The sequence below is a fragment of the Williamsia sp. genome, from assembly GCF_036566845.1.
Taxonomy (GTDB): domain Bacteria; phylum Actinomycetota; class Actinomycetes; order Mycobacteriales; family Mycobacteriaceae; genus Williamsia.
The window spans coordinates 1-24,771 of the sequence record NZ_DATCVM010000142.1; the positions used below are offsets into that span (position 1 = coordinate 1).

Consider the following 24,771-nt stretch of genomic DNA (forward strand, 5'->3'; position numbering starts at 1 on the left):
ACACCGGAACCGACACAGCATCAACAGACAAACCAGAATCAACAGAATGATCGTCAGTCACGGTGCCCCCCAGCACATCTGAACGAATACTTTCGACCAGTCTACGCCAATACCAGCGGTCTGTCGAACAAGAATTCGAACCGATGTGATCGGCGAAGAACCGACTCAGACCGACTTCAGTTCGTGTGGTTGGGAGTTGAAGGCCTCGCAGCCATCGTCGGTGACAACCACGATGTCTTCGATCCGAGCGCCCCAGCTACCGTCGAAGTAGATGCCGGGTTCGATGCTGAATACCATGCCTGCTCGGAGTGGAATATCGTTTCCCGCAACGATATACGGCTCTTCATGAACAGACAGGCCGATGCCGTGGCCGGTGCGGTGAACAAACTTGTCGGCCAGCCCGGCGGCAGCCAACACGTCCCGGGCGGCGGCGTCGATCTGCTCCGCGGTGACACCGGGGCGGACGGCGGCAACGGCGGCCCGCTGCGCTTGTTGCAGCCATTCGTACTGTCGCGCAATCGTGTCGGAAGCTGTTCCGACACAATATGTTCGGGTGCAGTCGGAGTTGTAGCCCGGTTGTACCGGTCCGCCGATGTCGACCACGACCATGTCGCCGTCCTCGATCACGCGATCTGAGACCTCGTGGTGGGGGTCGGCCCCGTTGGGGCCGGAGCCCACGATGATGAACTCGGCGCGGGTGTGTCCTTCCGCGAGGATCGCTGCATCGATGTCGGCCGCGACCTCACGTTCGGTACGACCGACTTTGAGCCACTCCCACACTCGTGCGTGCACTCGATCGATCGCGGCACCGGCCCTCCGCAGCGCCTCGATCTCCGCGTCGTCCTTGATCATTCGCAGTTCACGCAGCACCTCGGTGGCAAGTTCTGGCGCGCTGCCCCAGCGCTCTGCCAAGGGGACGGTATGCAGGGCCGGCGTCGCGTCGGAAACGGCGTATCGATTCCCGGCTCCCCCAGATGCGTGCACGGCAAGTGTGTAGGCATCTTGCCCGTCGACCCAGTCGTGGACAGTCAGGCCCAACTCACCGACCGCCGATTCGCGTAGTGCTGCCAATTCCAGCCGGGGTACCACAACCTCGGGTGCTCGGCCCGGACTGATCACCAGCGCAGTGAGTCGTTCGAAGGTGCTTGCCCGCGACCCCGTGAGATAGCGCAGGTCTGGTCCGGGGGTGATGAACAGGGCTGCCAGGCCGGCCTCGGCCGTCAGTTCCTGTGCCCGCTCGAGACGTGACTTGTACACCGCTGCCGAGAATCGCTGATCCACCATGGTTTCCAGGCTAGCGGTCCCCTGAACCGCGGCGCGGTCGACCGTCGGACCTCGCACGGTGAAGTTCGGGACGGGGGCCAGAATCAGAGCCAGCCCACAATTAGTGGTCACTCACTCGGCAGAAACCGCGTATGGCACGGAAGATATACGCACAGGGAGCACAAGTTCTGAAAAACCCCAGGGGGTCACCGTGGACCGAGAAGGCGCACGACGTCGGCTGCGGGCTGTTCCTACCGACGATGCTCAGGTTCAGTTCGCAAATCTGCACGGCTATAAGCGCGCCTACCGGATGGCAGGTTCGGGCCCCGCGCTCCTGCTGTTGCACGGGATCGGCGACAATTCCCTGGCCTGGGAACCGGTATTCAACCAGCTCAGCGAGAAGTACACGGTGATCGCACCGGACTTTCTCGGGCACGGGTTCTCGGACCGCCCGCGCGCCGACTACTCGGTGCCGGCTTTTGCCAACGGCATGCGCGACCTGCTGACCTACCTCGATGTCGAACGCGTGACCATCGTCGGCCACTCACTGGGAGGTGGCGTGGCCGGGCAGTTCGCGTATCAGTACCCCGAGATGGTGGAACGCTTGGTGCTGGTGGGGACCGGCGGTGTCACCAAGGACGTGAATCCGGCGCTCAGAGCGCTGTCGCTCCCGTTCTCGGAGTACGCACTGGGCGTCGTATCGCTTCCGTGGGTCTTCTCGACGTTTTCGGCAGCCTCGCGCATGCTGCACCAGCATCTTCCTGGTGCGCTGTTCCGCGACAACAACGAGATCATTCGCGTTCTCGAGCGAATGCCGGAGAAGGGCTCGGCGGAAGTCTTCGCCCGGACCCTGCGATCCGCCGTCGATTGGCGGGGCCAGGTCGTCACGATGCTCGACCGCTGTTACCTGAGCGCGGGGATCCCGACGCTCATCATCTGGGGTTCGGATGACCAGGTGATCCCGGTACAGCACGCCCACATGCTCCACAGCGCCATGCCGGGCTCGCAGCTGGTCATCTTCGACAAGTCCGGCCACTTCCCGTTCCGCGATGATCCCGATCGATTCGTCGACCTGCTGCTGTCCTTCGTGGCGTCCACAGTATCGGCGAACATCAGCCGCGCCGACGTCAAAGTCGCCTTGCGGCAAGGACCGTCGAGTCAACCGCTGACCGGCGACGCCGAGGCCCAGATGGCCGTGCTCGACGTGCTGGGCTCCGACGAACGCAGCGCCACCTGACCGCAGATACCGGCCGGTCGACTCAGATCTGGCATGGTTTAGGCATGACAGCTCCACTGATGTTGCTCGACGGCGCCAGCCTCTGGTTTCGGGCCTTCCACGCTCTGCCCGAGAAGATGACTGCACCCGACGGGCGACCGGTCAATGCCGTCCGCGGATTCTTCGACATGATCGCCTCATTGGTCACCCGAGAACACCCGCAGCGCTTGGTCGTATGTCTCGATCTCGACTGGCGCCCGGCATTCCGGACCGACCTCATCCCGTCGTACAAGGCCCATCGCGTGGCCGAAGGAGTCGCAGACGGATCCGAAGAGGTACCCGACACCCTGTCTCCACAGGTCGACATGATCTTGAAGTTGTTGGCTGCCTCCGGAATCGCGACAGCCGGCGCCCAGGGCTGTGAGGCCGACGACGTGATCGGGACACTCGCGGATTCCGAGGCCACGGATCCGGTGATCGTGGTCAGCGGCGACCGGGACCTGCTGCAGGTCGTCGCGGATGACCCCGTTCCGGTGCGCGTCCTGTACGTCGGCCGCGGGCTGGCCAAGGCAGAGATGTTCGGCCCGGCTGAACTGGCCGAGAAGTACGACGTACCAACGGAGAACCCGGGTTCGGCCTACGCCGAAATGGCGATCCTGCGCGGCGATCCATCGGACGGCCTGCCGGGAGTCACGGGCATCGGAGAAAAGACCGCATCGAAACTGCTCCACGAGTTCGGCGACCTCGACGAGCTCGAACGCGTGGCATCGACCACGTCGGACAAACGCATCTCACCGCGCCAACGCAAGGCCCTCGCCGAAGGCGCGGACTACCTGCGCGCCGCGCGAACGGTGGTTTTTGTGAAGACGGACGCGGAGATCACCGGAGACAAGGACGACCGACTCCCGGCAGCACCTGCCGACCCGGCCGCGCTGGCAGACCTGATCGAGGAACTCGGCGTCGGATCATCGATCGGCCGACTCGGAAAAGCGCTCGGCTGGCAGGTGGGTTGAGACCCACCTGCCACCGGACACCAACTCCTACTGAGCGGTCGGCTGACCGACCTCGTACTTGCCGTCATCGTCGAGGAAGGTGATCTTGACCTGCTGGTTCGCGCCGGCAACGGTGGCGGTGCAGGTGAAGGTGTTGCCCTTCTTGATTTCCTGATCCTTGGGGCACTCGACGTTTTCGACATCCGTGGCCTGGTAGTCGTTCTCCAGGACCGACGTCACACCCTTCTGGGCGGCGTCCTGACTCAGCACCTTTGTCACCGCGAAGCCGGGCAGCCAGAACGCGGTCACCGCCAGGATGACCGCGATGACACCGACAATCGCGGCGCCGATGATCAACGGCAGCTTTTTCGAGTTCTTCGGCGGGGTCATGCCCGCGAACTGATCGCCGCCCGGCTGACCGTACTGGCCCGGTTGACCGTACTGCCCGGACGGATCGAACTGACCCTGTTGCCCCTGCGGTGCACCGTATTGCGGTTGCTGACCGTACTGGGGTTGGCCGTACTGGGGTTGCTGACCGTACTGCGGCACGCCGGGCTGACCGTACTGGCCCGGCTGTTGTGGTGGTTGCTGTGACTGGCCCCAACCCTGTTGCGGCGGTTGACCCTGCGGTGGCTGACCGCCACCCGGGTAGCCGTACGTCTGCTGGCTCCACGGGTCAGGCCCCTGCCCCGGTTGTCCCTGCCCCGGTTGCCCCTGTCCTGGTTGCCACTGGCCGGGTGTCGAACCGCCACCCTGGTTGTTCGGGTCGTTGGGCCCGCTCATGTTCTTTCCCCTCCACATGTCCGCGTCGCACCGATCGCGAGTCCAGGATTTCCGAACCCCGAACATACCGCACATCCAAAAGCTGATCAGGCACGTCCTCGGCGAAAACGTGCACGGTGTCAGCCTAGTTCGACAGCGACAACACCACGCCTGATGGCCGCGATCGCGGCCGACGCCGAGCGCGCCAGTTTCGAACGATCTGATCCTCCGAGTCCGGCTGCGACCCGCATCTGTTCCAAGAGATCGATGACCTGCCTGCTCCAGCGAACGAAGTCGCCGGCCGGAAGAGAAGTGCCCCGCTCGCCGGCGGCGGCCAGCACCTCGGTCAGCCCGCGGCCAGACGCCCACAGATGGATCGCTGTCGCGAAACCGGCATCGGGTTCGCGTGTCGGTTCCACCATGCGGCTCATCTCGACGCGTGCCAGGTCTTTCCAGGCGGCATGAGTGCGGCTCAAGGCTTCCCGGACCGTGGCGACTCCGGTGACCAGTTCCGCGCCGCCATACGAATCACGGCGCGATTGATAGACCACCGACGACGCAACCGCTGCGAGTTCAGCGGCCCCGAGGTGATCCCACAGACCGGTGCGGATGCACTCGCAGATCAGCAGGTCGCTTTCGCTGTAGACCCGGCTGAGAACGTCTCCTGCCGGCGTGACGGTCATGTCGCCGTTCGATTTGTGCTCGACCTGTTCGAGATAGCCGAGGTCGATGAGAACCGCCACCACCCGATCGAAATTGACCGCCAGCGTCGACGTCCGAGCCGACACAGACTCTTCGAGTGCCGAGATCTCCCTGGCCACGCGGTTGCGGCGTTCGGCGAGTCGGAACAACTCGTCGTGCGCCGGGATCTGGTGTGCCGGGTGCTCCCGCAATTCGGTACGGAGCCGGGCGAGTTCCGGATCGTCGGCGGCTCGCGTGCGTCGGGTCTGTTTGCCGCGCGGGATGTCGATGCCGGTCGACCGCAGCGCCGAGGCGAGGTCACGACGGCCCCGCCCGGTTCGCCGGTCGATCTGCTTCGCCAAACGCATATGACCGAGCACCTGAGGTGGATTGAGGAAATCTCGCTGGCCGACGCGGCCGGCCCACGCATCCTCACACAGCACCAGAGGTTTCGGGTCACGTAGGTCGGTGGCCGCTTCCAGCACGACGGCCAGGCCGCGATGGCGGCCTCCGGCGAGCCCGATGACCTGACCTCTCTTCAGAGCAGCGAGGTCCTCAACGGTGCTCTGCTGCAACGCCATCCGGTTCTCGAACTTCAGATTGCGTTCGCGTGACCGGATCTCCTCACGGAGCCGGGTGTACCCCAGGAAACCGTCGATGCCCGAGTCGAGTCCGCGTCCCTCGGACCGACCTTCGAGCTCCACCTCGATCTTGCGGAGCTGGCGGCGTGCGGTGTCGATCTGGCGCGCCTGGCCGACCACCGAGCGGTCGGCCTGGAACTGTGCGAACGAACGGTCCAGCAGGTTTCGCGAACCCGCGAGTCCCAGACGGCCGATCAGGTTGACGGCCATGTTGTATTCCGGGGCAAAGGAACTACGCAGCGGAAAGGTTCGTGCCCCCGCCAGTCCGGCCACACGTCCGGGATCGAGGTCCTCGGTCCAGACCACCACGGCATGGCCTTCGACGTCGATGCCGCGCCGTCCGGCGCGGCCGGTCAGCTGGGTGTACTCCCCCGGTGTGAGGTCGTTGTGTGATTCGCCGTTGTACTTGATCAATCGCTCGAGTACTACCGAGCGGGCCGGCATGTTGATACCCAAAGCCAGTGTCTCGGTGGCAAATACGACCTTGACCAGACCTTTGACAAAGAGCTCTTCCACCGCATGCCGAAATGCGGGGAGAAGTCCCGCGTGGTGCGCTGCAAAACCTCGGGTCAGACCCTCGCGCCAGCTGTGCACTCCCAGCACATCCTGGTCGGAGGCGGTCAGCTCGGCAACGTACTTGTCGACGATCATGTTCACCTGCTCGACCTGATGTGCTTCGAGCAGGCGGAGACCGGACCGGAGGCACTGACTCAGCGCGCCTTCGCATCCGGCCCTGGAGAAGATGAAACTGATCGCGGGCAGCAGGCCGTCGCGATCAAGACGCGCGATGAGGTCGGGCCGGGACACCGGACGCACCCCGCTCCGGCGGTGATCACTGCGCTGCCCCCGTCCCCGTGGTCCACGGGCGGAGAAGTCGTCGTCCCGCCGGGCCGCGAGCTCACGCTGGCGGATGTATCGGGTCAGCTCCGGGTTCACCGACGGCTTCTTGTCGGGAGCCTTGTGGTCCCGATGATCAAACAGGTCAAAGAGCCTGTTGCCGACCAGCATGTGCTGGTTCAGCGGGATCGGGCGATGCTCGTCGACGATGACGGTGGTGTCACCCCGCACCGTCTGGATCCAGGATCCGAACTCCTCGGCGTTACTGACCGTCGCCGACAGGCTCACCACCCGCACCGATGGTTCGAGGTGCAAGATGACCTCTTCCCAGACGGCGCCGCGGAACCGGTCGGCGAGAAAATGGACCTCGTCCATCACCACATGCGACAAGGACTGCAGGGCAGGTGAATTCGCATAGATCATGTTGCGGAGGACTTCGGTTGTCATGACAACGACGGGCGCATGGGAGTTGATCGACGAATCGCCGGTCAGCAGACCGATCGATTCGGCCCCGTGTGCTCGAACCAGATCCGAGTATTTCTGGTTGCTCAGCGCCTTGATGGGGGTGGTGTAGAAGCACTTCGACCCGCCGGCGAGCGCCAGGTGCACGGCGAACTCGCCGACGATGGTCTTGCCTGCGCCCGTCGGTGCACAGACCAGAACCCCGTGACCGTCTTCCAGGGCGATGCATGCGTCGCGCTGAAAGGGATCGAGGGCAAATGATTGGCGCCCGGCGAACTTCTCGAGTTCGGTTCGCGTATCAGAGAGTGTCATCGTAGAGATCGGCTCCACTGCTTCTGGACGAAGCCGATACCGGTTCTGGTGGCGATACCGGGCCGGGTACATGCCCGACCGAGCTCGCCTCACCGATCGGAGCGGCTTCGTCGTCGCTCACGTTGCCCCATTCCTGGGCCTCACGCTTCGCTTTGCGGTAATCGTGCAGGTGAGCGACCTGGATGGAAATTTCCAACAAGATCGTCAGGGCGCCGGCGAGTGCCAGCATGGTGAACGGATCGGAACCCGGCGTGAAGAAAGCAGCGAAAACGAACATGCCGAAGATCAGTCCGCGACGCCAGGACTTCAACTTCGCGTAGCTCAGGACACCAACCATGTTCAGCGCCACGATCAGCAACGGAAGTTCGAAACTGAGGCCGAAGATGATCAGCAGGTGAATGAGGAAGTTGAAGTACTGGTCACCGGCCAGGGCGGTGATCTGCACGTTGTCGCCGATGGTCAGCAAGACCTCGAACGCCTTGGCCATCACCAGGTAGGCGAGAAAGGTACCGGCCAGGAACAGCACGGCAGCAAAGGCGACGAAGGTGACCGCGTACTTGCGTTCCTTCTGGACCATGCCGGGCGTGATGAACTGCCACAGTTGGTAGAACCACACCGGGCACGCCATCACGATTCCGGCGGACAGTGCCACCTTGAGGCGCAGCATGAACTGGTCGAAGGGCCCGGTCGCGAGGAGCCGACAGGTGTCGTCACCGGTGAGGTTGGCGCGTGAGGATGCCGGCAGGTCACAGTAGGGCTGACGCAGCAGGTCGCCCAGCGACGGTATGCCGAGGAACCCGTACGAATACCAGACGAATCCGAGGATGGTCGTGAGGGCGATCGCTAGGACAGAGATCAGCAGCCGGTTTCGCAGTTCACGAAGGTGATCGACCAACGACATGGTGCCGTCAGGATTCACCTTGCGCTTGCGGCGCCGAGGGTCAAAAGGTATGCGCACGTGGTCGACTACTCAGGGGTCAGTTGTAGACGGGTCAACCGGAAAGCAATGACCCGCCTACCAAGCGGCGAGGGTGGAAATCAGGCAGAACGACGTTCGGATTCGGTCGAATTCGTCGGTGTTCCGTCAACGCCCGTGGTGATCTGCGGCGGCGACTGGGGGGTCGGTGCCGGTGCGGGCGTGTCGGAATTGTTCTCGTTCTGCATCTCCTTGACCTCGCTCTTGAAGATGCGCATCGAACGACCCAGTCCACGTGCGGCGTCCGGCAACTTCTTGGAGCCGAAAAGGACCAGGAACACGACCACCACGAGGATGATGTGCCATGGCTGTAATGCATTCATTGTGCAGCTACCTCTCCCATTGAGTTCGTCCGCAATGCTACCGGACCAGTTGCAACCGTAACCCTTCGAACAGCCGTCTCACAGCTACCTGTCAGGCCGTGGACAGCGAATCCGCGCCGTACATCGTGAGCGTGGCCGCGGCCCTCGACCGGACCTCGCGCGACAACTCCTCGTTCCTGACCCTGATCTTGCCACCGAATCCGAGCAGGAACCGGATGAGCCAGTCGGCCGATCCGTATCTCATGGTCGCCACCACCGGCCCCTGAGAACCGGCGAGATTGTCGGGATCCAGGGGTTCGATCAGGTAGTAGTCGAGCACCCAGACCACGTCCTGATCGATTTCCACCACTGCTTCGGGCAGTGCGGAATCACTTTCGAACAGGGCCAAGGCGCTACCGCCCGTGGACGGAGGCGGGGTACTCGGCTCATCGAGCACCGTCGCCGCCTCGATCCGGTCGAACCGGAACAGCCTGATGCCCTCGCTGTCGCGGCACCAGCCTTCGAGGTACCCGTGGCTCTGAATGGCCTGGATGCGAATCGGGTCGACCACGCGTTCACCGACCACATCCCGCGTGGCCGAGTAGTACCGCAGCCGTACCGCCCGATGGTCACGAACAGCCTCACGAACGGCTGTCACCGCTTCGGAGTCACTGGACTGCGACAGGTCGGCCGGGGTCTCGGTGACGGCTTCACCCAGACGCGACCCCATCGCATTCTCGATCTTCGCGATTGCCCGACGTGCCGCGGCCGGGTCGACCACTCCGGAGGCGTCGATCAGCGAACGCAACGCCACCAGCAGCGGCGCGGCCTCGGAGCCGGTCAGTTTCAACGGTCGGTCGATGCCGGCAGAGAACGTCACCGCGACGCCGTCCTCGACACTGTCGGGGGTGAACGCCAGATCGATCAGGTCGCCCGGCGTATATCCCGGCAATCCACACATCCACAGCTGCTGTAGATCCTCGAGTACCTGCTTGGGTGTGGTCCCCAGGTCGACTGCCGCCTTCGCGGCATTGACCCCGGGATTGGCCAGGAAGTACGGGACCATCACGAGCAGTCGATTGAGCCGATCGGTACCGGTGCTCATCGGCCCGCCCCCCTCAGAGTCCGGAGTTCGCTGATCACATTGTCGCGGAGCTCGGGCGGATCGAGGACCAGAGCATCGGCACCGGCGCCGAGGACCTGGCGGGTGAGCCCGTCGGTGGACCGCATCGCGATGTTGAGGATGCTGCCGGCACGACCGGCGTGCTCCCCCGGTTCGGTCGACGTCGCGATACGGCGCAGACCGGCGGCGCGTTTCTCGGCGACCCAGACCCGGGCGGTGACCACCGGCCCTGATCGGTCGACGGCGTCGGCCACGATCTGACGCAGATCGACGTTGCTGGGTCGGGTGAGTTCACCGACCTTGCCGAACGGGGTCACCGACAGGATGCGCGTGAGCCGGAAGGTGCGCGTTTGACCGCGGTCGCGGTCGTGTCCGACGAGATACCAGCGGCCCAGGTGGGTCACCACACCCCACGGTTCGACAGTCCGTGTCACATGGGGTGACGTCGGGCCGGGGCGATGCTCGAATCGAACGGGACGGTTCTCGTCGAGCGCGGCCAGCAACGACCCGAGCACCGCAGGTGAGCCGATCCCCTGCGGGGCACTGGAATGTATGGCGGTGGAGTTCTCGTCGAACGCCGACCCCGGATCCATCTGCACTCCGGCCGCACGCAGCTTCATCAGCGCGCTGTGACTGGAGGCCGCGAGTTCCGGCGAATCCCACAACGCCGCGGCCAATGCCACTGCGGCGGCCTCGTCGGGATCGAGCGAGATGTCCGGGAGCTCGTACTCGGACCTGTTGATCCGATAGCCGTCGACGGCCGAGAACCCGGACGTCCGGCCGGTCTCGACCGGTATCCCGAGATCGCGGAGTTCGTTCTTGTCGCGCTCGAACATCCGATTGAAGGCCTCGGTGGACTTCGAATCCTGATATCCGATCACATTGCTACGGATTTGATCGGCCGAGAGGTACTGACTGGTGGACAGCAAGCAGATCACCAGGTTCATCAGCCGTTCAACCTTGTTGGTCGCCACCGGACCAGACTAGGACACGGAGATTCACATGGATGCGATCAGGCGTTCGACGCGCTCATCGACATTGCGGAACGGATCCTTGCACAGCACGGTGCGTTGGGCCTGATCGTTCAGCTTCAGGTGCACCCAGTCGACGGTGAAGTCACGACCGGCCTTCTGCGCGGCGGCGATGAAGTCGCCGCGGAGCTTGGCCCGGGTGGTCTGTGGCGGAGTGTCGACAGCGGCCTGGATGGCCTCGTCGGTGGTGACCCGCGCGGCAAGTCCCTTGCGCTGCAGCAGATCGAAGACACCACGACCACGCTTGATGTCGTGGTACGCCAGATCGAGTTGCGAGATCTTCGGATCGGACAGATCCATGGAGTAGCGGTCCTGGTAGCGCTGGAAGAGCTTGCGCTTGATCACCCAATCGACCTCGGTGTCGACCTTCGCGAAGTCCTGCTGCTCGACGGCGTCGAGCATGCGGCCCCAGAGATCGACGACCTGGGTCATCTGCTGATCCGGCTTACGGGTCTTCAGGTGCTCGACGGCTCGCGAATGGTATTCGCGCTGGATGTCGAGTGCGCTGGCCTGGCGGCCGCCGGCCAGCCGGACGGGTCGACTTCCGGTGAGGTCGTGCGAGACCTCGCGGATGGCCCGGATGGGGTTGTCGAGGGCGAAGTCGCGGAATGCGACACCGGCCTCGATCATCTCCAGCACCAGCGCCGCCGAACCGACCTTGAGCATTGTGGTGGTCTCGGCCATGTTCGAATCCCCGACGATCACGTGCAGGCGCCGGTACTTCTCGGCGTCGGCATGCGGCTCGTCGCGCGTGTTGATGATCGGGCGGCTACGTGTGGTCGCCGACGAGACACCTTCCCAGATGTGCTCGGCCCGCTGCGACAGACAGAACGTCGCCGCCTTGGGGGTTTGCAGAACCTTGCCGGCACCACAGATCAACTGGCGCGTGACGAGGAACGGCAGCAGCACGTCGGAGATCCGCGAGAACTCCCCCGCCCGGACCACGAGATAGTTCTCGTGGCATCCGTACGAGTTACCCGCGGAATCGGTGTTGTTCTTGAACAGATAGATGTCGCCGCCGATACCCTCATCGGCCAGCCGCCGTTCGGCGTCGATCAGCAGATCTTCGAGCACCAACTCGCCGGCGCGGTCGTGTTCGATCAGCTGCTGCAGGTTGTCGCATTCTGCGGTCGCGTATTCGGGATGCGAACCCACGTCGAGGTAAAGACGTGCCCCGTTCTGCAGGAACACATTGGACGACCGGCCCCACGACACGACCCGGCGGAACAGATACCGCGCGACTTCGTCAGGACTGAGCCGCCGATGTCCGTGGAAAGTACACGTGACACCGAACTCGGTTTCGATACCCATGATTCGTCGCTGCACAATTACAACCCTACTGCCGTGGGACCCTGGAAGTACTTCTTCAGTTGTCGTTTTCGCGTACCGGAAGGAGGTCGACCAGAGTCGAGCCCGTCAGGCGACGGAACGCGCGGCGCGGGCGACCGTGGTCGAGGATTGCCACCTCGAGGTCACTCGGCTGCAATGTGCGGGGTTCAGGCGTCGAGGTGCCGCTCGACGAGGACCCATTGGTGGCCGGTGGGGTTTGAAGGGCCGTGATCGCCGAACCCAACGCAGACTTCAGATCTGCCTCGGAATCGTAGGAATCCTTCATCGAAGCGGTGATCGACTCCGTGGAGCCGCCCATCACGAGGAAACGGGTCTCGTCGACGATCGATCCGTCGTAGGTGATGCGGTAGAGCTGCGACGGTCCCGGCTTGCCCGGACGACTCACCTCGGCCACACACAGTTCGACTTCGTACGGCTTAGGTTGCTCGGTGAAGACGGACCCGAGGGTGCTGGCATACGCATTGGCCAGCGACAACCCGCTGACGTCGGCGCGGTCGTAGTTGTATCCCCGCATATCGGCGTGTTGGATTCCGGCCTTGCGGAGACTCTCGAACTCGTTGTACTTGCCGACCGCGGCGAACCCGATGCGGTCGTAGATCTCACTGACCTTCCGCAACGTGTTCGACGGGTTCTCCGCCACCAACAAGACACCGTCGGCGTACGTCAGCGCCACGACGCTGCGGCCCCGAGCAATACCCTTTCGGGCCAGTTCCGAGCGATCGCGCATGATCTGTTCGGCACTGGCGTAATACGGGAAGGTCATGCGTCACCACCGTTCTTGATGTCGCCGGCTGCAGGCCCGTTGTGCGCGGCCGAACGCCGTGTGATGACCGCACGCGCGGATTGCTCGATCGTGGTCGCGGGGACCTCGGCAGCGCCGTCGGCCGTCACGGTTGCCGCGGTGGGATAGAGACCACGGACCATGTCGGGACCACCGGTTGCCGAATCGTCGTCCGCTGCGTCGTACAGCGATTCGATGGCCACGGACAATGCCTCGTCTGCGGTCAGGTCATCGCGGTACAGCTTCTTGATGGCAGACTTCGCGAATACCGAGCCCGAGCCGATCGCCTGGTAACCGCCGTGCTCCTCGTGGCGGTCACCGGCGACGTCGAACGAGAAGATCCGGCCGGGACGCTGCGGATCGATGCCGTCGGGGTCGTAGCCGACGAGCAACGGGATCGCTGCCAGTCCGGCCATCGCCGCCTCGAGGTTCGACCGGACCATCGACGCCAGGCGATTGACCTTGCCGTCAAGGGTCAGCGACACCCCTTCGATCTTTTCGTAGTGTTCGAGCTCGACGGCGAACAGGCGGATCATCTCGATCGCCACACCGGCGGTACCGGCGATGCCGGCAGCCGAGTAGTCGTCGGTGATGAACACCTTGCGCATGTCGCGGCTGGCGATCAGGTTGCCGGACGTGGCACGGCGATCACCCGCGAGCACCACACCGCCCGGGTACGTGACCGCGACGATGGTGGTGCCGTGCGGGATGTTTGCAGCCATATCGGGTGTAACCCTGTTCGTGGGCAACAGATCTGGTGCGTTCTTACGCAAGTAGTCGGAAAACGAGGAAATGTCCTGGCCGAGGGACCGGATCCGATCGGTCACTGGCCGCCCTTCTGAACATAGGCACGGACGAAGTCCTCGGCGTTCTCCTCGAGCACGTCATCGATCTCGTCGAGAAGATCGTCGGTGTCGTCGGCCAGCTTCTCGCGGCGTTCTTGACCTGCACCCGAATCCGCACCGGCGCCGTCGTCGTCGTTACCGCCCGTGCGCTTGGTTTGTTCCTGCGCCATCGCTGCCTCCTTCAGACCACGGTCCCGCCGGGACCGTACGTTCTATCACCCTACCGGGCGAACGTGATCTGGCGACGGATATGCATGTGTGGAGGCGGCGTTTTCGCTGTCGGGCGAATCATCAAGGGGTGGTCAGCTGATTGACCAATTCCGCAGCGGAGTCAACCGAATCGAGCAGTTCGCCGACGTGCGCCCGGCTCCCCCGCAGAGGTTCGAGCGTCGGGATCCTGACCAGTGACTCGCCGCCGAGATCGAAGATCACCGAATCCCAACTCGCCGCCGCGATATCGGCTCCGAAACGACGCAGGCACTCGCCGCGGAAATAGGCGCGGGTGTTCTCCGGCGGGTTGCCGATCGCGTCCATGACCTGCTGCTCCGTGGTGAGTCGTTTCATCGACCCGCGAGCGACCAGCCGGTTGTAGAGCCCTTTGTCCAACCGCACATCCGAATATTGCAGGTCGACGAGTTGCAGTCGCGGTGCCGACCAGGCGAGGTTCTCACGCTGACGGAACCCTTCGAGCAGGCGGAGCTTGGCGGGCCAGTCGAGCAGGTTGGCGCATTCCATCGGGTCGCGTTCGAGTTTGTCGAGAACGTCGGCCCAGGTGTCCAGGACATCCTTGGCGCGGAGGTCGTCGCTGTGGTTCGCCTCGTGGAACGCCGCGCAGCGCTCGTGGTAGATCCGTTGCAGCGCAAGGGCGGTCATCTCGCGACCATCAGAGAGCGCCACCGTGACCTGCAGCGTCGGGTCGTGGCTGATGACGTGCACGGCGTGGACCGGGCGGGCCAGTTCCAGATCCCGCAGGTCGATGCCGGCCTCGATCAGGTCCAGAACAAGGGAGGTCGTTCCGACCTTGAGATACGTCGCGGTCTCGGCGAGGTTGGCGTCGCCAATGATCACGTGCAACCGCCGGTATCGCTCCGGATCGGCATGCGGCTCGTCGCGCGTGTTGATGATCCCGCGCTTGAGGGTGGTCTCGAGGCCGACCTCGACCTCGATGTAGTCGGCACGCTGGCTGAGCTGAAAGCCGGATTCGTCGCCGGACTGCCCGATCCCGACGCGCCCCGAGCCGGTGAAGACCTGACGCGACGCGAAGAACGGGGTGAGTCCGGTGATGACCGCGTTGAACGGTGTCGACCGGGCCATCAAATAGTTCTCGTGCGTGCCGTAGGACGCGCCCTTGCCATCGATGTTGTTCTTGTACAACTGGAGTCTCGGGGCGCCCGGCACACTCGCCACGTGGCGGGCCGCGGCCTCCATGACCCGTTCCCCAGCCTTGTCCCAGATCACCGCGTCGAGTGGATCGGTCACCTCGGGCGCCGAATACTCCGGATGGGCGTGGTCGACGTAGAGGCGGGCGCCGTTGGTGAGGATCATGTTGGCGGCACCGACCTCGTCGGCGTCGATGATCGGGGCAGGCCCCGACCCACGCCCGAGATCGAATCCACGCGCGTCGCGCAATGGTGACTCCGGCTCGTAGTCCCATCGGGTGCGCTTCGCGCGTGGGACACCGGCGGCAGCCGCGTACGCGAGCACGGCCTGCGTCGAAGTCATGATCGGATTGGCACCTGGATCGTTCGGAGCCGAGATTCCGTATTCGACTTCGGTTCCGATTATGCGCTGCATGGGGTCGAGCGTAGCTGTGCGCGATCCAGCGGTCGCGGACGAGCGCACAGATGGGTACTGTTTGCGCCGTGAAAGCACTGCGCCGCTTCACCGTCCGCGCCCACCTGCCCACGTCCCTCCAAAGCCTGGCGAAGTTGTCGACCAACCTCCGCTGGTCCTGGCATCCGGCCACCCAGGAACTCTTCGCCTCGATGGATCCGGCACTGTGGTCGGGTCTACGAGATCCACTGAGACTGCTCGGTGACATCGGCCCCGATCGACTGACGCAGCTGTCCGAGGATGATGACTTCCTCGCGCGGCTCAATGCGCTGTCGGACGACCTCGACGACTATCTGAGCGCGCCGCGGTGGTTCCAAGAGCAGGTCGCCTCCGGTAACCGTTTCCCGAACGGCATCGCCTACTTCTCGATGGAGTTCGGGATCTCCGAAGTCCTGCCGATCTACTCCGGCGGTCTGGGGATCCTGGCCGGCGACCACCTGAAGTCGGCGTCGGATCTCGGCCTGCCGCTGATCGGTGTCGGGCTGCTGTACCGAAGCGGGTACTTCCGGCAGTCACTGACCGCAGACGGCTGGCAGAAGGAGCGGTACCCGAACCTCGATCCACAAGGGCTGCCCGTCCGGACGGTCAACGATCAGGACGGCAACCCGGTGACCATCCGGGTACCGATGCCCGACAATCGCGTCTTGCGGGCCAGGCTCTGGATCGCCGACGTCGGCCGGATCCCGCTGCTGCTGCTGGACTCCGACATCCCCGACAACGACACCGATCTGCGTGCCGTCACCGACCGGCTATACGGCGGCGACCAGGAGCACCGCATCAAGCAGGAGATCCTGGCCGGTGTGGGCGGCGTCCGTGCTGTGCGCGAGTACACGCGCATCCAGGGCCTCGGCGATCCGGACGTCTTCCACATGAACGAGGGTCACGCCGGATTCCTGGGTGCCGAACGCATCCGCGAACTGGTGTCGCCGCACGGCGCCGGACTGGACTTCGATTCGGCACTCGCCGCGGTCCGCGCATCGACGGTCTTTACCACCCACACCCCGGTTCCGGCCGGTATCGACCGCTTCCCCATCGACATGGTGCGGCGATACTTCGGCAACGACCACGGCGAGTCGACCCTGCTGCCGGGTCTCGAGCTGGCCCGAATCCTCTCTCTCGGAAGCGAAAACGACCCCGGCGTCTTCAACATGGCTCACATGGGCCTGCGACTGGGGCAACGGACCAACGGTGTGTCGAAACTCCACGGCGCGGTCAGCCGGGAGATGTTCGGCGAACTGTGGCCCGGCTTCGATGCCCCGCAGGTCCCGATCGGCTCGGTCACCAACGGTGTTCACGCCCCCACCTGGTGTTCACCCCGATGGACCGAACTCGCGGCCGACGGCGCAGACGATGTGCCAGACGAGTCCGCCACCCTTGCGGCGATGAAAAATGTTTCCTCACAAGAACTCTGGGACACCCGCAGCACTCTGCGTACCGAATTGATCGCCGAGGTTCGGCGCCGCCTGCGCCGGTCCGGCCTCGAGCGCGGTTTCTCGGCTGCCGAATTGGGTTGGACCGCAGGCGTTTTCTCGTCGCGGGTGCTGACCATCGGGTTCGCGCGGCGTGCGGCCACCTATAAGCGTCTGACATTGATGTTGCGCGACACCGACCGACTCAAGTCGCTCCTCCTCGACAAGGATCGTCCGGTCCAACTGGTGGTGGCCGGCAAGGCGCATCCCGCGGACGACGGCGGCAAGGCGCTCATCCAACAGATCGTCCGGTTCGCCGACGCCAACGATGTGCGGCACCGGATCGTGTTCCTGCCCGACTACGACATGGCGATGGCACGCTATCTGTACGGCGGATGCGATGTGTGGCTGAACAATCCACTGCGCCCCATGGAGGCCTGTGGCACCTCGGGAATGAAGTCCGCGCTCAACGGCGGCCTCAACCTGTCGATCATGGACGGCTGGTGGGACGAGATGTCCGACCACGCCAACGGTTGGGCGATTCCCACCGCGGACGGCGTCAGCGATGACGAACGGCGCGACGACCTCGAGGCGGCAGCGCTGTACGAATTGCTCGAGAACGTGGTGGTCCCGAAGTTCTACGACGCCGGTTCGAACGGTGTCCCGGCACGATGGGTGGAGATGGTGCGGCACACGCTGCACACTCTCGGACCCCAGGTGCTGGCGTCCCGGATGGTCCGCGACTACACGGAGCAGTACTACGCGCCGGCCGCGATCTCCGGACACGCGACCACCGAGAACGACTTCGAGGGTGCCAAGGATCTGGCCCGTTTCCGGGCCCAGGTCGACCGGTCGTGGCCGTTGGTGCGGGTGCTCGACGTGGACAGCGCCGGGTTGGACGACACACCGTTGCTCGGTTCGACGATGACACTGACCGCGCACGTGGAGTTGGCCGGACTACATCCTGATCAGGTGGTGGTACAGGCCGTCATCGGACGTGTGGACGACGCGGAGAACCTGACGCACGTCGCAACGCCGACGATGACCCTGGTCTCCGAGCACGGCGGTCCAACCGGTGAGGCGATCTTCGAGGTGTCGGTCGCGCTACCGATGACCGGTCCCGTCGGCTACACGGTGCAGGTCATGCCGTATCACCGGTTGCTCACCGGGACAGCTGAACTCGGGGTTGTCGTCGTAGCCTGAACCAACCGGGTTGCCCGGTGCGCCCGATGGAAGTCCGAAAATGGATCAACGCTCCGCGTCCGAAGACGCGGAGCGTTGATTCGCTTGAACTCGAGGTACCGACTACAGGTACTGGCCGGTGTTGGTCTCGGTGTCGATGGCCCGGCTGGCGCCCGAGCTCTTGCCGGTGACCAACGTGCGGATGTACACGATCCGCTCGCCCTTCTTGCCCGAGATACGAGCCCAGTCGTCCGGGTTCGTCGTGTTCGGCAGATCCTCGTTCTCGGCGAACTCGTCGAGGATCGAATCGAAGAGATGCTGGATCCGCAGACCCGACTGACCGGTCTCCAACTGAGACTTGATGGCGTACTTCTTCGAGCGGTCCACCACGTTCTGGATCATCGCGCCGGAGTTGAAGTCCTTGAAGTACATGACTTCCTTGTCACCGTTGGCGTACGTGACCTCCAGGAACCGGTTGTCGTCACTCTCGTCGTACATCCGCTCGACAACCCGCTCGATCATCGCCTTCACGCACGCTGTCCGGTCACCACCGAACTCGTTGATGTCGTCCGGGTGGACCGGCAGTGTGGGAACGAGGTACTTGGAGAAGATGTCCATCGCCGATTCGGCATCGGGACGCTCGATCTTGATCTTGACGTCCAGACGACCCGGACGCAGGATCGCGGGATCGATCATGTCCTCACGGTTCGAGGCACCGATGACGATCACGTTCTCGAGGCCCTCGACACCGTCGATCTCGCTGAGCAGCTGAGGCACGACGGTTGTTTCCACATCCGATGAGACGCCCGAACCACGGGTACGGAAGATCGAGTCCATCTCGTCGAAGAACACGATCACGGGCGTGCCCTCGGACGCCTTCTCGCGGGCGCGCTGGAAGATCAGCCGGATGTGACGTTCTGTCTCGCCGACGAACTTGTTGAGAAGCTCTGGACCCTTGATGTTGAGGAAGAACGACTTGGCCTCGCGGGCATCGTCGCCGCGGACCTCGGCGATCTTCTTGGCGAGCGAGTTCGCGACCGCCTTCGCGATGAGCGTCTTGCCGCAACCAGGAGGGCCGTACAGCAGCACGCCCTTCGGCGGCCGCAGGTCGTACTCCCGGAACAGGTCTTTGTGCAGGAACGGCAGTTCGACCGCATCGCGGATCTGCTCGATCTGCCGCCCGAGACCACCGATGTCCTCATACCCGACGTCGGGCACTTCTTCGAGGACCAGGTCCTCGACCTCGGCCTTGGGAACGCGCTCGAAGGCGAACCCCGCCTTCGTGTCGATCAGCAGTGAGTCACCGGGGCGGAGCTTGCGGTTGCCTTCCTCCGCGGCCAGCACGGCTTCGCTGAGAGGTTCGGCGAGCCACACCACCCGTTCCTCATCGGCGTGCCCGACGACGAGCGCGCGCTGACCGTCGTCGAGAACCTCACGCAGCGTGCTGATCTCGCCGATGGAGTCGAATGCGCCCGCCTCCACGATGGTGAGGGCCTCGTTGAGCCGGACGGTCTGCCCCCGTTTGAGTGTCTCGACGTCGATGTTCGGCGAGCAGGTGAGTCGCATCTTGCGACCGGAGGTGAACACGTCGACCGTCGAGTCCTCGAAGATGCCGAGCAGAACGCCGTAGCCGCTCGGCGGCTGACCGAGACGATCCACCTCTTCGCGGAGTGCGATCAACTGCTGGCGGGCTTCTTTGAGGGTGTCGAGGAGCTTTGCGTTGCGCGTGGTCAGCGTTTCGACACGGGCCTGCAGATCACTGTCGGCCGCCGCTCGACCGAAGGGGCTGGGGTCCGATCGCGGTGCATTCGAAGGCCGCGGCGATGCCGCACCCCACTCTCCGTCCGGCGTGCCGTCCGCGTTGAGACCGCCGCCCGACTGGGGCTCGTTGCTGCCTGATTCCGTCATTTCTGACTCCTCTCCGGCGAGTCGACTCGGCGCCACCATCACCCGGTGAGCGTGCGGTCGATCCTGTTACCCGAGGCTACCGGCGAAACGTCCGGTATGCCCTGCACCTCGCGGACCGTGATGTTGTGGATGTGTTAATTGTGCGTCGCCGCAAGGTTTTCCAACTTTACTCCGGATCAGTCCGGGATCGGCTGGTTCTTACTCGGACGCCGGTGTGGGCGTGGCGCGACGGTACCCTCCGCAAGGCGGCGGGCGGTCACCAGAAATGCGGTGTGACCTTGCATTTTATGGCTCGGGCGGACCGCAAGACCGACGACGTGCCAGTCTCGGACCAGTGATTCCCAGGCGCGTGGTTCGGTCCAGCACTGCTGCTCGCGGATGGCTTCGACGACACGCGACAACTGAGTGGTGGTTGCCACATAAACAGCTAGAACTCCACCAGGTTTTAACGCTCGTTTGATGGTCTCGAGTGTTTCCCACGGGGCGAGCATGTCCAGGACCACCCGGTCGACGTCAGCGGTGCCCGGGTAGTCGGAGAGGTCGGCGATGGTCAGATCCCAATTGGGCGGCGGACCGCCGAAGAACTCTTCGACGTTGCGCACCGCGTGCTCGGCGTGGTCTTCCCGGACCTCGTACGACCGCACGGTGCCGCGTTCGCCCACCGCCCGGAGCAGCGAGCACGTCAGTGCTCCGGATCCGGCGCCCGCTTCGAGCACGGTGCACCCGGGATGGATGTCGGCCTCCATGACGATCTGCGCGGCGTCCTTGGGGTAGATGACCTGAGCACCCCGCGGCATCGACAGCACGTAGTCGATCAGAAGTGGCCGCAAGGCGAGATACGGGGTGTTGGACGTGGACGTCACGACGATGCCCTCGTCGGCACCGATCAGGTCGTCGTGAGCGATGCCACCCTTGTGGGTGTGGAAACTCTTGCCGGCCTCGAGGCGCACCGTGAATTTGCGGCCCTTGGCATCGGTCAACTGGACACGATCCCCGACTGCAAACGGACCTGTGGTGGACATTGCGGGGGCGTGCCTTCCTGGTGAACTGCGGAAACAACCCGGATCCGCGCGTCGCGCCGGCACTGTTCGTGCCGACCTCGCGTAAATGATCAGATTGTCGTTGGTCAGGCCTACCCTGCCAGGTGTGAGTGTCAGTACCGAATCCCGCCCTGACAGTTTTGACGAGAACGGCCCGGGTGGTCACCCCATCAGGGTCCCGGCGTTGTCTCCCAGCCGGGCCGGGGATTTCAAGCAGTGTCCGCTGCTCTATCGCTATCGCGCCATCGATCGGCTCCCCGAGACCCCGACACAGGCCCAGGTGCGCGGGACGGTTGTGCACGCGGCGCTGGAGAATCTGTTCGACATGCCGGCCGGTCTGCGGATTCCGGAGTCGGCCGAACTCCTGGTCGACGGAGCGTGGGCGGCGCTGTGCGAACAGACGCCGGAGCTGCACGATCTCGTCCCCGACGACCAGGTCGAGAAATTCCTGTCCGACGCCCACAAGCTCATCACCACTTACTACACCCTCGAGAATCCGACGGCGTTCACACCAGAATCCTGCGAACTGCGGGTCGAGGTCGACCTGGCCGGCGAGGGTGACGACAACGGTGTCCTCCTGCGCGGCTTCGTCGACCGGATCGACGTGGCTCCCGACGGCCGGGTCCGGGTGGTCGACTACAAGACCGGTCGGTCCCCCGGTGAGAGCTTCGAGTCCAGAGCCTTGTTCCAGATGAAGTTCTATGCCCTGGCCATCCTCCGTCTGCGAGGCATCGTGCCGGCCAGGCTCCAACTGCTCTACCTCGCCGACGGGCAGTCGCTGGTCTACACACCCGATGAAGCCGAACTCGAGCGCTTCGCCAAGACCTTGAAGGCGATCTGGAAAGCGATCCTGACGGCCGGGGAGACCGGGGATTTCCAGCCGAAGAAGAGCCGGATGTGTCAGTGGTGCGATCACAAGGCGCATTGCCCGGAGTTCGGTGGCACCGTCCTGCCGTACCCCGGATGGCCGAGCGTTCCATCGGACACGGGCACCGCTGAGGTAACCGGCGGTTAGCGTTGCTATCGACAGATGGCAGGATCGACGTCTGTGACTGAACTCCCGGCCTACTACCTGCCCCTCGGTCGAGACGGCGACCACGAACACTTCATGCCCACCGAGCACACGGTCAGCGTGTGGGGCGATGAACTGCAGCACGGCGGACCGCCCATCGGCCTGCTGGCCCGATCGCTGCTGCGGCATCTGCCTGACCCCGCGCAGGAGTTCACCCGTGTCACGGTCGACATCCTCGGCGCAATCGGCATGGCGGAGAACAGAATTCACACCACGGTCTTGCGCCCGGGCAAGCAGATCAGCCTGCTGCAATCCGAACTCTCGGTACGCCAGGAGGACGGCACGTACCGAACGGCCGCGCGGGCCCAGGGGTGGCGCATGGCAACGGCGCAGACGTCAGAGATCGGATTCGTTCCGGTGCCACCGATGACACCCTCGCCGCACGAGATCGAAGGGGCGCCCGGCATGACCGGCATCGGACCACTGGTCGGCGACTGGGCGACCAAAGGGTTCGCGGGAACCCTCGATTGCCGCATCGCGTCGGCCGATCCCGAAGGCGGCCGTCAGGTGTGGGTGCGCCCGACACTGCCGCTGGTGGCCGGTGAGACGACCACCGATATCGAGAAATTCTTCACTGTCCTCGACGTTGCCAACGGCGTGGGTTCACCACTCGCGTTCTGCGAATGGACCTTCATGAACACCGACACAACTGTGCACCTCTACCGGCAGCCGGTCGGGGAGTGGACCGGCATCCACGCCGAGATGGCAGTGGGACCGCAGGGGTACGGCCTGACCGGCGCTGAGCTGTACGACGGCGCGGGTGCGGTCGGACGATCCGCCCAGACCGTCCTCATCCGTTCCCTGGGCTGAGGGCCGGCGTGGGCTGATCGGCAGGGCCTCAGAAGCGGCAGGACCGGATATCGGAGGCCAGGATGGCCTTCGCGCCGATTTCCGACAGCTCGTCCATCAGGTTCTGGTGCTGCTTGCGCGGTACGAGTGACCGGACGGCAACCCAGTTCTCGTCGGCCATCGGTGCGATCGTCGGAGATTCGAGTCCGGGTGTCAGGGCCATCGCCTGGTCGAGGATGCCTCGGGGGCAGTCGTAGTCGAGCATCACATAGCGCTGGCCGAACACCACACCCTGCACGCGGGCGATGAAACGTTCCGCAGCCTTGCTCCGCTCGGCACCTTTGCGCTGCAGCAAGACGCCTTCGGAATCACAGAGTGACTCACCGAAGGCACTCAGCTGGTGCTGCCGCAGGGTGCGGCCGGAACCCACGACATCTGCGATCGCATCTGCGACACCGAGCTGGATCGAGATCTCGACCGCGCCGTCGAGTCGGATGATTGTCGCCTCGATTCCGCGGGCAGCCAGGTCGGCGCGCACGAGATTCGGGTACGACGTGGCGATCCGCTTGCCGGCGAGGTCGGCAATCGTCCAGTTCGAGTCACTCGGTGCGGCGTAACGGAAGGTGGAGGCGCCGAAGCCGAGTCCCAGGCACTCTTCCACGTCGGCGCCGGAGTCCAGCGCGAGGTCGCGGCCGGTCAGTCCGAGGTCGAGTTCGCCCGATCCCACATAGATCGCGATGTCGGTCGGGCGAAGGAAGTAGAACTCCACCTCATTGGCCGGATCGAGCACGGTGAGGTCTTTGGAATCGGAGCGGCGACGGTAGCCCGCCTCGCTGAGGATTTCGGCGGCGGATTCGGACAGCGCCCCCTTGTTGGGAACGGCAACGCGCAGCATGTGAGTGGGGTCCTATCGGAACGTGGTCGGGCAGGAGTTCGGCTGGTGCTCGCGGGATGGATCTAGTTCACAGATGCTTGTAGACGTCGTCGAGCGTCAGTCCACGATTGATCATCATCACCTGCAGCCAGTAGAGCAACTGAGATATTTCCTCGGACAGCGCTTCCGGCGACTCGTGCTCGGCGGCGAGCCACACTTCGCCGGCCTCTTCGATGATCTTTTTTCCGAGCGTATGCACACCCTTGTCGAGCGCTGCGACGGTGCCGCTGCCCTCCGGCCGGGTGGTGGCCTTGTCGGTCAGTTCAGCAAACAGCTCATCGAAGGTCTTCACGGTGCTCGATTGTCCCATTGAATGCCGCGGCCACCTCGTCGAGGGTCACCCCGACCAGGTTCTGTCGTTGCGTCCGGCCCACACCGCCGAGTACCGGTGTCGCCGAGGGTACGACCAGAACCGGACACCCCGCAGCACGGGCGGCCTGTGTGCCGGTCGGCGAGTCCTCGACTGCCAAGCAGTCTGCGGGGTCGATTCCGAGGAGCGTGGCTGCGCGCAGATACGGATCCGGTGCCGGCTTACCCTGTTCCACCTCATCGCCGCAGACGGTGACCGTGAACCGGTCGGGGCCGAGTGTGGCGAGGGCCTCATCGGCCAGTTCGCGTTCGGTGTTTGTCACCAAAGCCATCGCAATGCCTTGTGCTGCAATCAGATCGAGCGTCTCACGCGCACCCGGCATCCATGGGATGCCGTCTTTGAACAGTGCGCTCACGCGAGATCGCAACCATGCGGCCCGGCCGGGAAGATCGCGCTCGGAGTCGGGCAGACCCGCGGCGTCGAACACCTTGGTCAACGCGTCGGTCATCGAATTGCCCAGCGTCGCCTCCCGAAGCTCGTGGGTCAACACGAAACCCAGGTCGGCGGCCAGATCGGCGATGGCGATATCCCACAGCTTTTCGGAGTCGAGAAGGGTGCCGTCCATGTCCCACAGGATTGCTTTCGGAAGATCACTCACCGCCACATCATGGCGGAACCCGGTGGGTGATCAGAAATCGCAGAACGCGCAGATGGTGGGAA

22 protein-coding genes are annotated in these 24,771 nt (G+C 64.2%); 5 read left to right on the plus strand and 17 right to left on the minus strand.

The features are described 5' to 3' along the window. Positions 1-165 precede the first annotated feature (165 nt). Positions 166-1,284 (minus strand): Xaa-Pro peptidase family protein, encoded by a 1,119-nt coding sequence (locus tag VIQ49_RS13695; protein WP_331885444.1) that lies wholly within the window; start codon positions 1,282-1,284, stop codon positions 166-168. A gap of 190 nt (positions 1,285-1,474) precedes the next feature. Here VIQ49_RS13695 and VIQ49_RS13700 point away from each other — a divergent pair, with 190 nt between their 5' ends. Next, positions 1,475-2,500: an alpha/beta hydrolase gene (locus VIQ49_RS13700; RefSeq protein ID WP_331885446.1), complete on the plus strand. Its 1,026-nt coding sequence runs from the start codon at positions 1,475-1,477 to the stop codon at positions 2,498-2,500. A 59-nt stretch (positions 2,501-2,559) separates the two neighbouring features. Further along, positions 2,560-3,492 (plus strand): 5'-3' exonuclease, encoded by a 933-nt coding sequence (locus tag VIQ49_RS13705; RefSeq protein ID WP_331885522.1) that lies wholly within the window; start codon positions 2,560-2,562, stop codon positions 3,490-3,492. Between the two features lie 27 nt (positions 3,493-3,519). On the opposite strand, the gene VIQ49_RS13710 is transcribed toward VIQ49_RS13705, so the two are convergent. The 11 genes from VIQ49_RS13710 to dop all read right to left on the minus strand — a co-directional run bounded on the left by VIQ49_RS13710 (position 3,520) and on the right by dop (position 15,368). Continuing rightward, the gene (locus VIQ49_RS13710) at positions 3,520-4,254 is read right to left on the minus strand and encodes a DUF4333 domain-containing protein (RefSeq protein WP_331885448.1); all 735 of its coding nucleotides are present in this window, start codon (positions 4,252-4,254) and stop codon (positions 3,520-3,522) included. A gap of 119 nt (positions 4,255-4,373) precedes the next feature. After that, positions 4,374-7,166, minus strand: a complete 2,793-nt coding sequence (locus tag VIQ49_RS13715) for a DEAD/DEAH box helicase (RefSeq protein WP_331885450.1) — start codon at positions 7,164-7,166, stop codon at positions 4,374-4,376. After that, positions 7,153-8,124, minus strand: coding sequence for a twin-arginine translocase subunit TatC (gene tatC / locus VIQ49_RS13720; RefSeq protein ID WP_331885452.1), 972 nt, complete (start codon positions 8,122-8,124; stop codon positions 7,153-7,155). The genes VIQ49_RS13715 and tatC overlap by 14 nt, the downstream gene beginning before the upstream one ends. A gap of 80 nt (positions 8,125-8,204) precedes the next feature. After that, positions 8,205-8,465 carry a Sec-independent protein translocase subunit TatA gene (gene tatA / locus VIQ49_RS13725; protein WP_331885453.1) on the minus strand — a complete coding sequence of 87 codons (261 nt, stop codon included), beginning with the start codon at positions 8,463-8,465 and terminating at the stop codon, positions 8,205-8,207. Between the two features lie 91 nt (positions 8,466-8,556). Then, the gene (locus tag VIQ49_RS13730; RefSeq protein ID WP_331885455.1) at positions 8,557-9,549 is read right to left on the minus strand and encodes a YafY family protein; all 993 of its coding nucleotides are present in this window, start codon (positions 9,547-9,549) and stop codon (positions 8,557-8,559) included. Further along, complete coding sequence (locus VIQ49_RS13735) at positions 9,546-10,541, minus strand: helix-turn-helix transcriptional regulator (RefSeq protein ID WP_331885457.1); 996 nt, start codon at positions 10,539-10,541, stop codon at positions 9,546-9,548. The genes VIQ49_RS13730 and VIQ49_RS13735 overlap by 4 nt, the downstream gene beginning before the upstream one ends. A 24-nt stretch (positions 10,542-10,565) precedes the next feature. Next, positions 10,566-11,924 carry a Pup--protein ligase gene (pafA, locus tag VIQ49_RS13740; RefSeq protein ID WP_331885459.1) on the minus strand — a complete coding sequence of 453 codons (1,359 nt, stop codon included), beginning with the start codon at positions 11,922-11,924 and terminating at the stop codon, positions 10,566-10,568. 40 nt (positions 11,925-11,964) lie between these two features. Beyond that, positions 11,965-12,711: a proteasome subunit alpha gene (gene prcA / locus VIQ49_RS13745; protein WP_331885461.1), complete on the minus strand. Its 747-nt coding sequence runs from the start codon at positions 12,709-12,711 to the stop codon at positions 11,965-11,967. Continuing rightward, positions 12,708-13,556 carry a proteasome subunit beta gene (gene prcB, locus VIQ49_RS13750; RefSeq protein ID WP_331885463.1) on the minus strand — a complete coding sequence of 283 codons (849 nt, stop codon included), beginning with the start codon at positions 13,554-13,556 and terminating at the stop codon, positions 12,708-12,710. Before prcB ends, prcA begins: the two co-directional genes overlap by 4 nt. Continuing rightward, entirely contained in the window at positions 13,553-13,744 is a 192-nt protein-coding gene (locus VIQ49_RS13755) for a ubiquitin-like protein Pup (RefSeq protein WP_331885465.1), read from the minus strand. Before VIQ49_RS13755 ends, prcB begins: the two co-directional genes overlap by 4 nt. A 121-nt stretch (positions 13,745-13,865) precedes the next feature. Beyond that, positions 13,866-15,368 carry a depupylase/deamidase Dop gene (gene dop / locus VIQ49_RS13760; RefSeq protein WP_331885467.1) on the minus strand — a complete coding sequence of 501 codons (1,503 nt, stop codon included), beginning with the start codon at positions 15,366-15,368 and terminating at the stop codon, positions 13,866-13,868. Positions 15,369-15,436: 68 nt separating this feature from the next. Between dop and glgP the strand changes: the two genes are divergently transcribed. Then, positions 15,437-18,019 (plus strand): alpha-glucan family phosphorylase, encoded by a 2,583-nt coding sequence (gene glgP, locus VIQ49_RS13765; RefSeq protein ID WP_331885469.1) that lies wholly within the window; start codon positions 15,437-15,439, stop codon positions 18,017-18,019. A 102-nt stretch (positions 18,020-18,121) separates the two neighbouring features. Here glgP and arc read toward each other — a convergent pair whose 3' ends face one another. Together arc and VIQ49_RS13775 are read right to left on the minus strand one after the other, a co-directional pair. Continuing rightward, entirely contained in the window at positions 18,122-19,906 is a 1,785-nt protein-coding gene (gene arc, locus VIQ49_RS13770) for a proteasome ATPase (protein WP_331885471.1), read from the minus strand. 176 nt (positions 19,907-20,082) lie between these two features. Continuing rightward, on the minus strand, positions 20,083-20,928 hold the full coding sequence (locus VIQ49_RS13775; RefSeq protein ID WP_331885473.1) for a tRNA (adenine-N1)-methyltransferase: 846 nt from the start codon (positions 20,926-20,928) through the stop codon (positions 20,083-20,085). Positions 20,929-21,013: 85 nt separating this feature from the next. On the opposite strand from VIQ49_RS13775, the gene VIQ49_RS13780 reads away from it, so the two are divergent. Beyond that, on the plus strand, positions 21,014-21,961 hold the full coding sequence (locus tag VIQ49_RS13780) for a RecB family exonuclease (protein ID WP_414731634.1): 948 nt from the start codon (positions 21,014-21,016) through the stop codon (positions 21,959-21,961). Positions 21,962-21,994: 33 nt separating this feature from the next. Continuing rightward, positions 21,995-22,828 (plus strand): thioesterase family protein, encoded by an 834-nt coding sequence (locus tag VIQ49_RS13785; RefSeq protein ID WP_331885477.1) that lies wholly within the window; start codon positions 21,995-21,997, stop codon positions 22,826-22,828. Between the two features lie 28 nt (positions 22,829-22,856). Here VIQ49_RS13785 and hisG read toward each other — a convergent pair whose 3' ends face one another. The 3 genes from hisG to VIQ49_RS13800 all read right to left on the minus strand — a co-directional run bounded on the left by hisG (position 22,857) and on the right by VIQ49_RS13800 (position 24,676). After that, the gene (hisG, locus tag VIQ49_RS13790; RefSeq protein ID WP_331885479.1) at positions 22,857-23,702 is read right to left on the minus strand and encodes an ATP phosphoribosyltransferase; all 846 of its coding nucleotides are present in this window, start codon (positions 23,700-23,702) and stop codon (positions 22,857-22,859) included. 67 nt (positions 23,703-23,769) lie between these two features. Next, entirely contained in the window at positions 23,770-24,033 is a 264-nt protein-coding gene (locus VIQ49_RS13795; protein WP_020108979.1) for a phosphoribosyl-ATP diphosphatase, read from the minus strand. Further along, positions 24,017-24,676: an HAD family hydrolase gene (locus tag VIQ49_RS13800; RefSeq protein WP_414731635.1), complete on the minus strand. Its 660-nt coding sequence runs from the start codon at positions 24,674-24,676 to the stop codon at positions 24,017-24,019. The genes VIQ49_RS13795 and VIQ49_RS13800 overlap by 17 nt, the downstream gene beginning before the upstream one ends. Between the last annotated feature and the right edge of the window lie 95 nt (positions 24,677-24,771).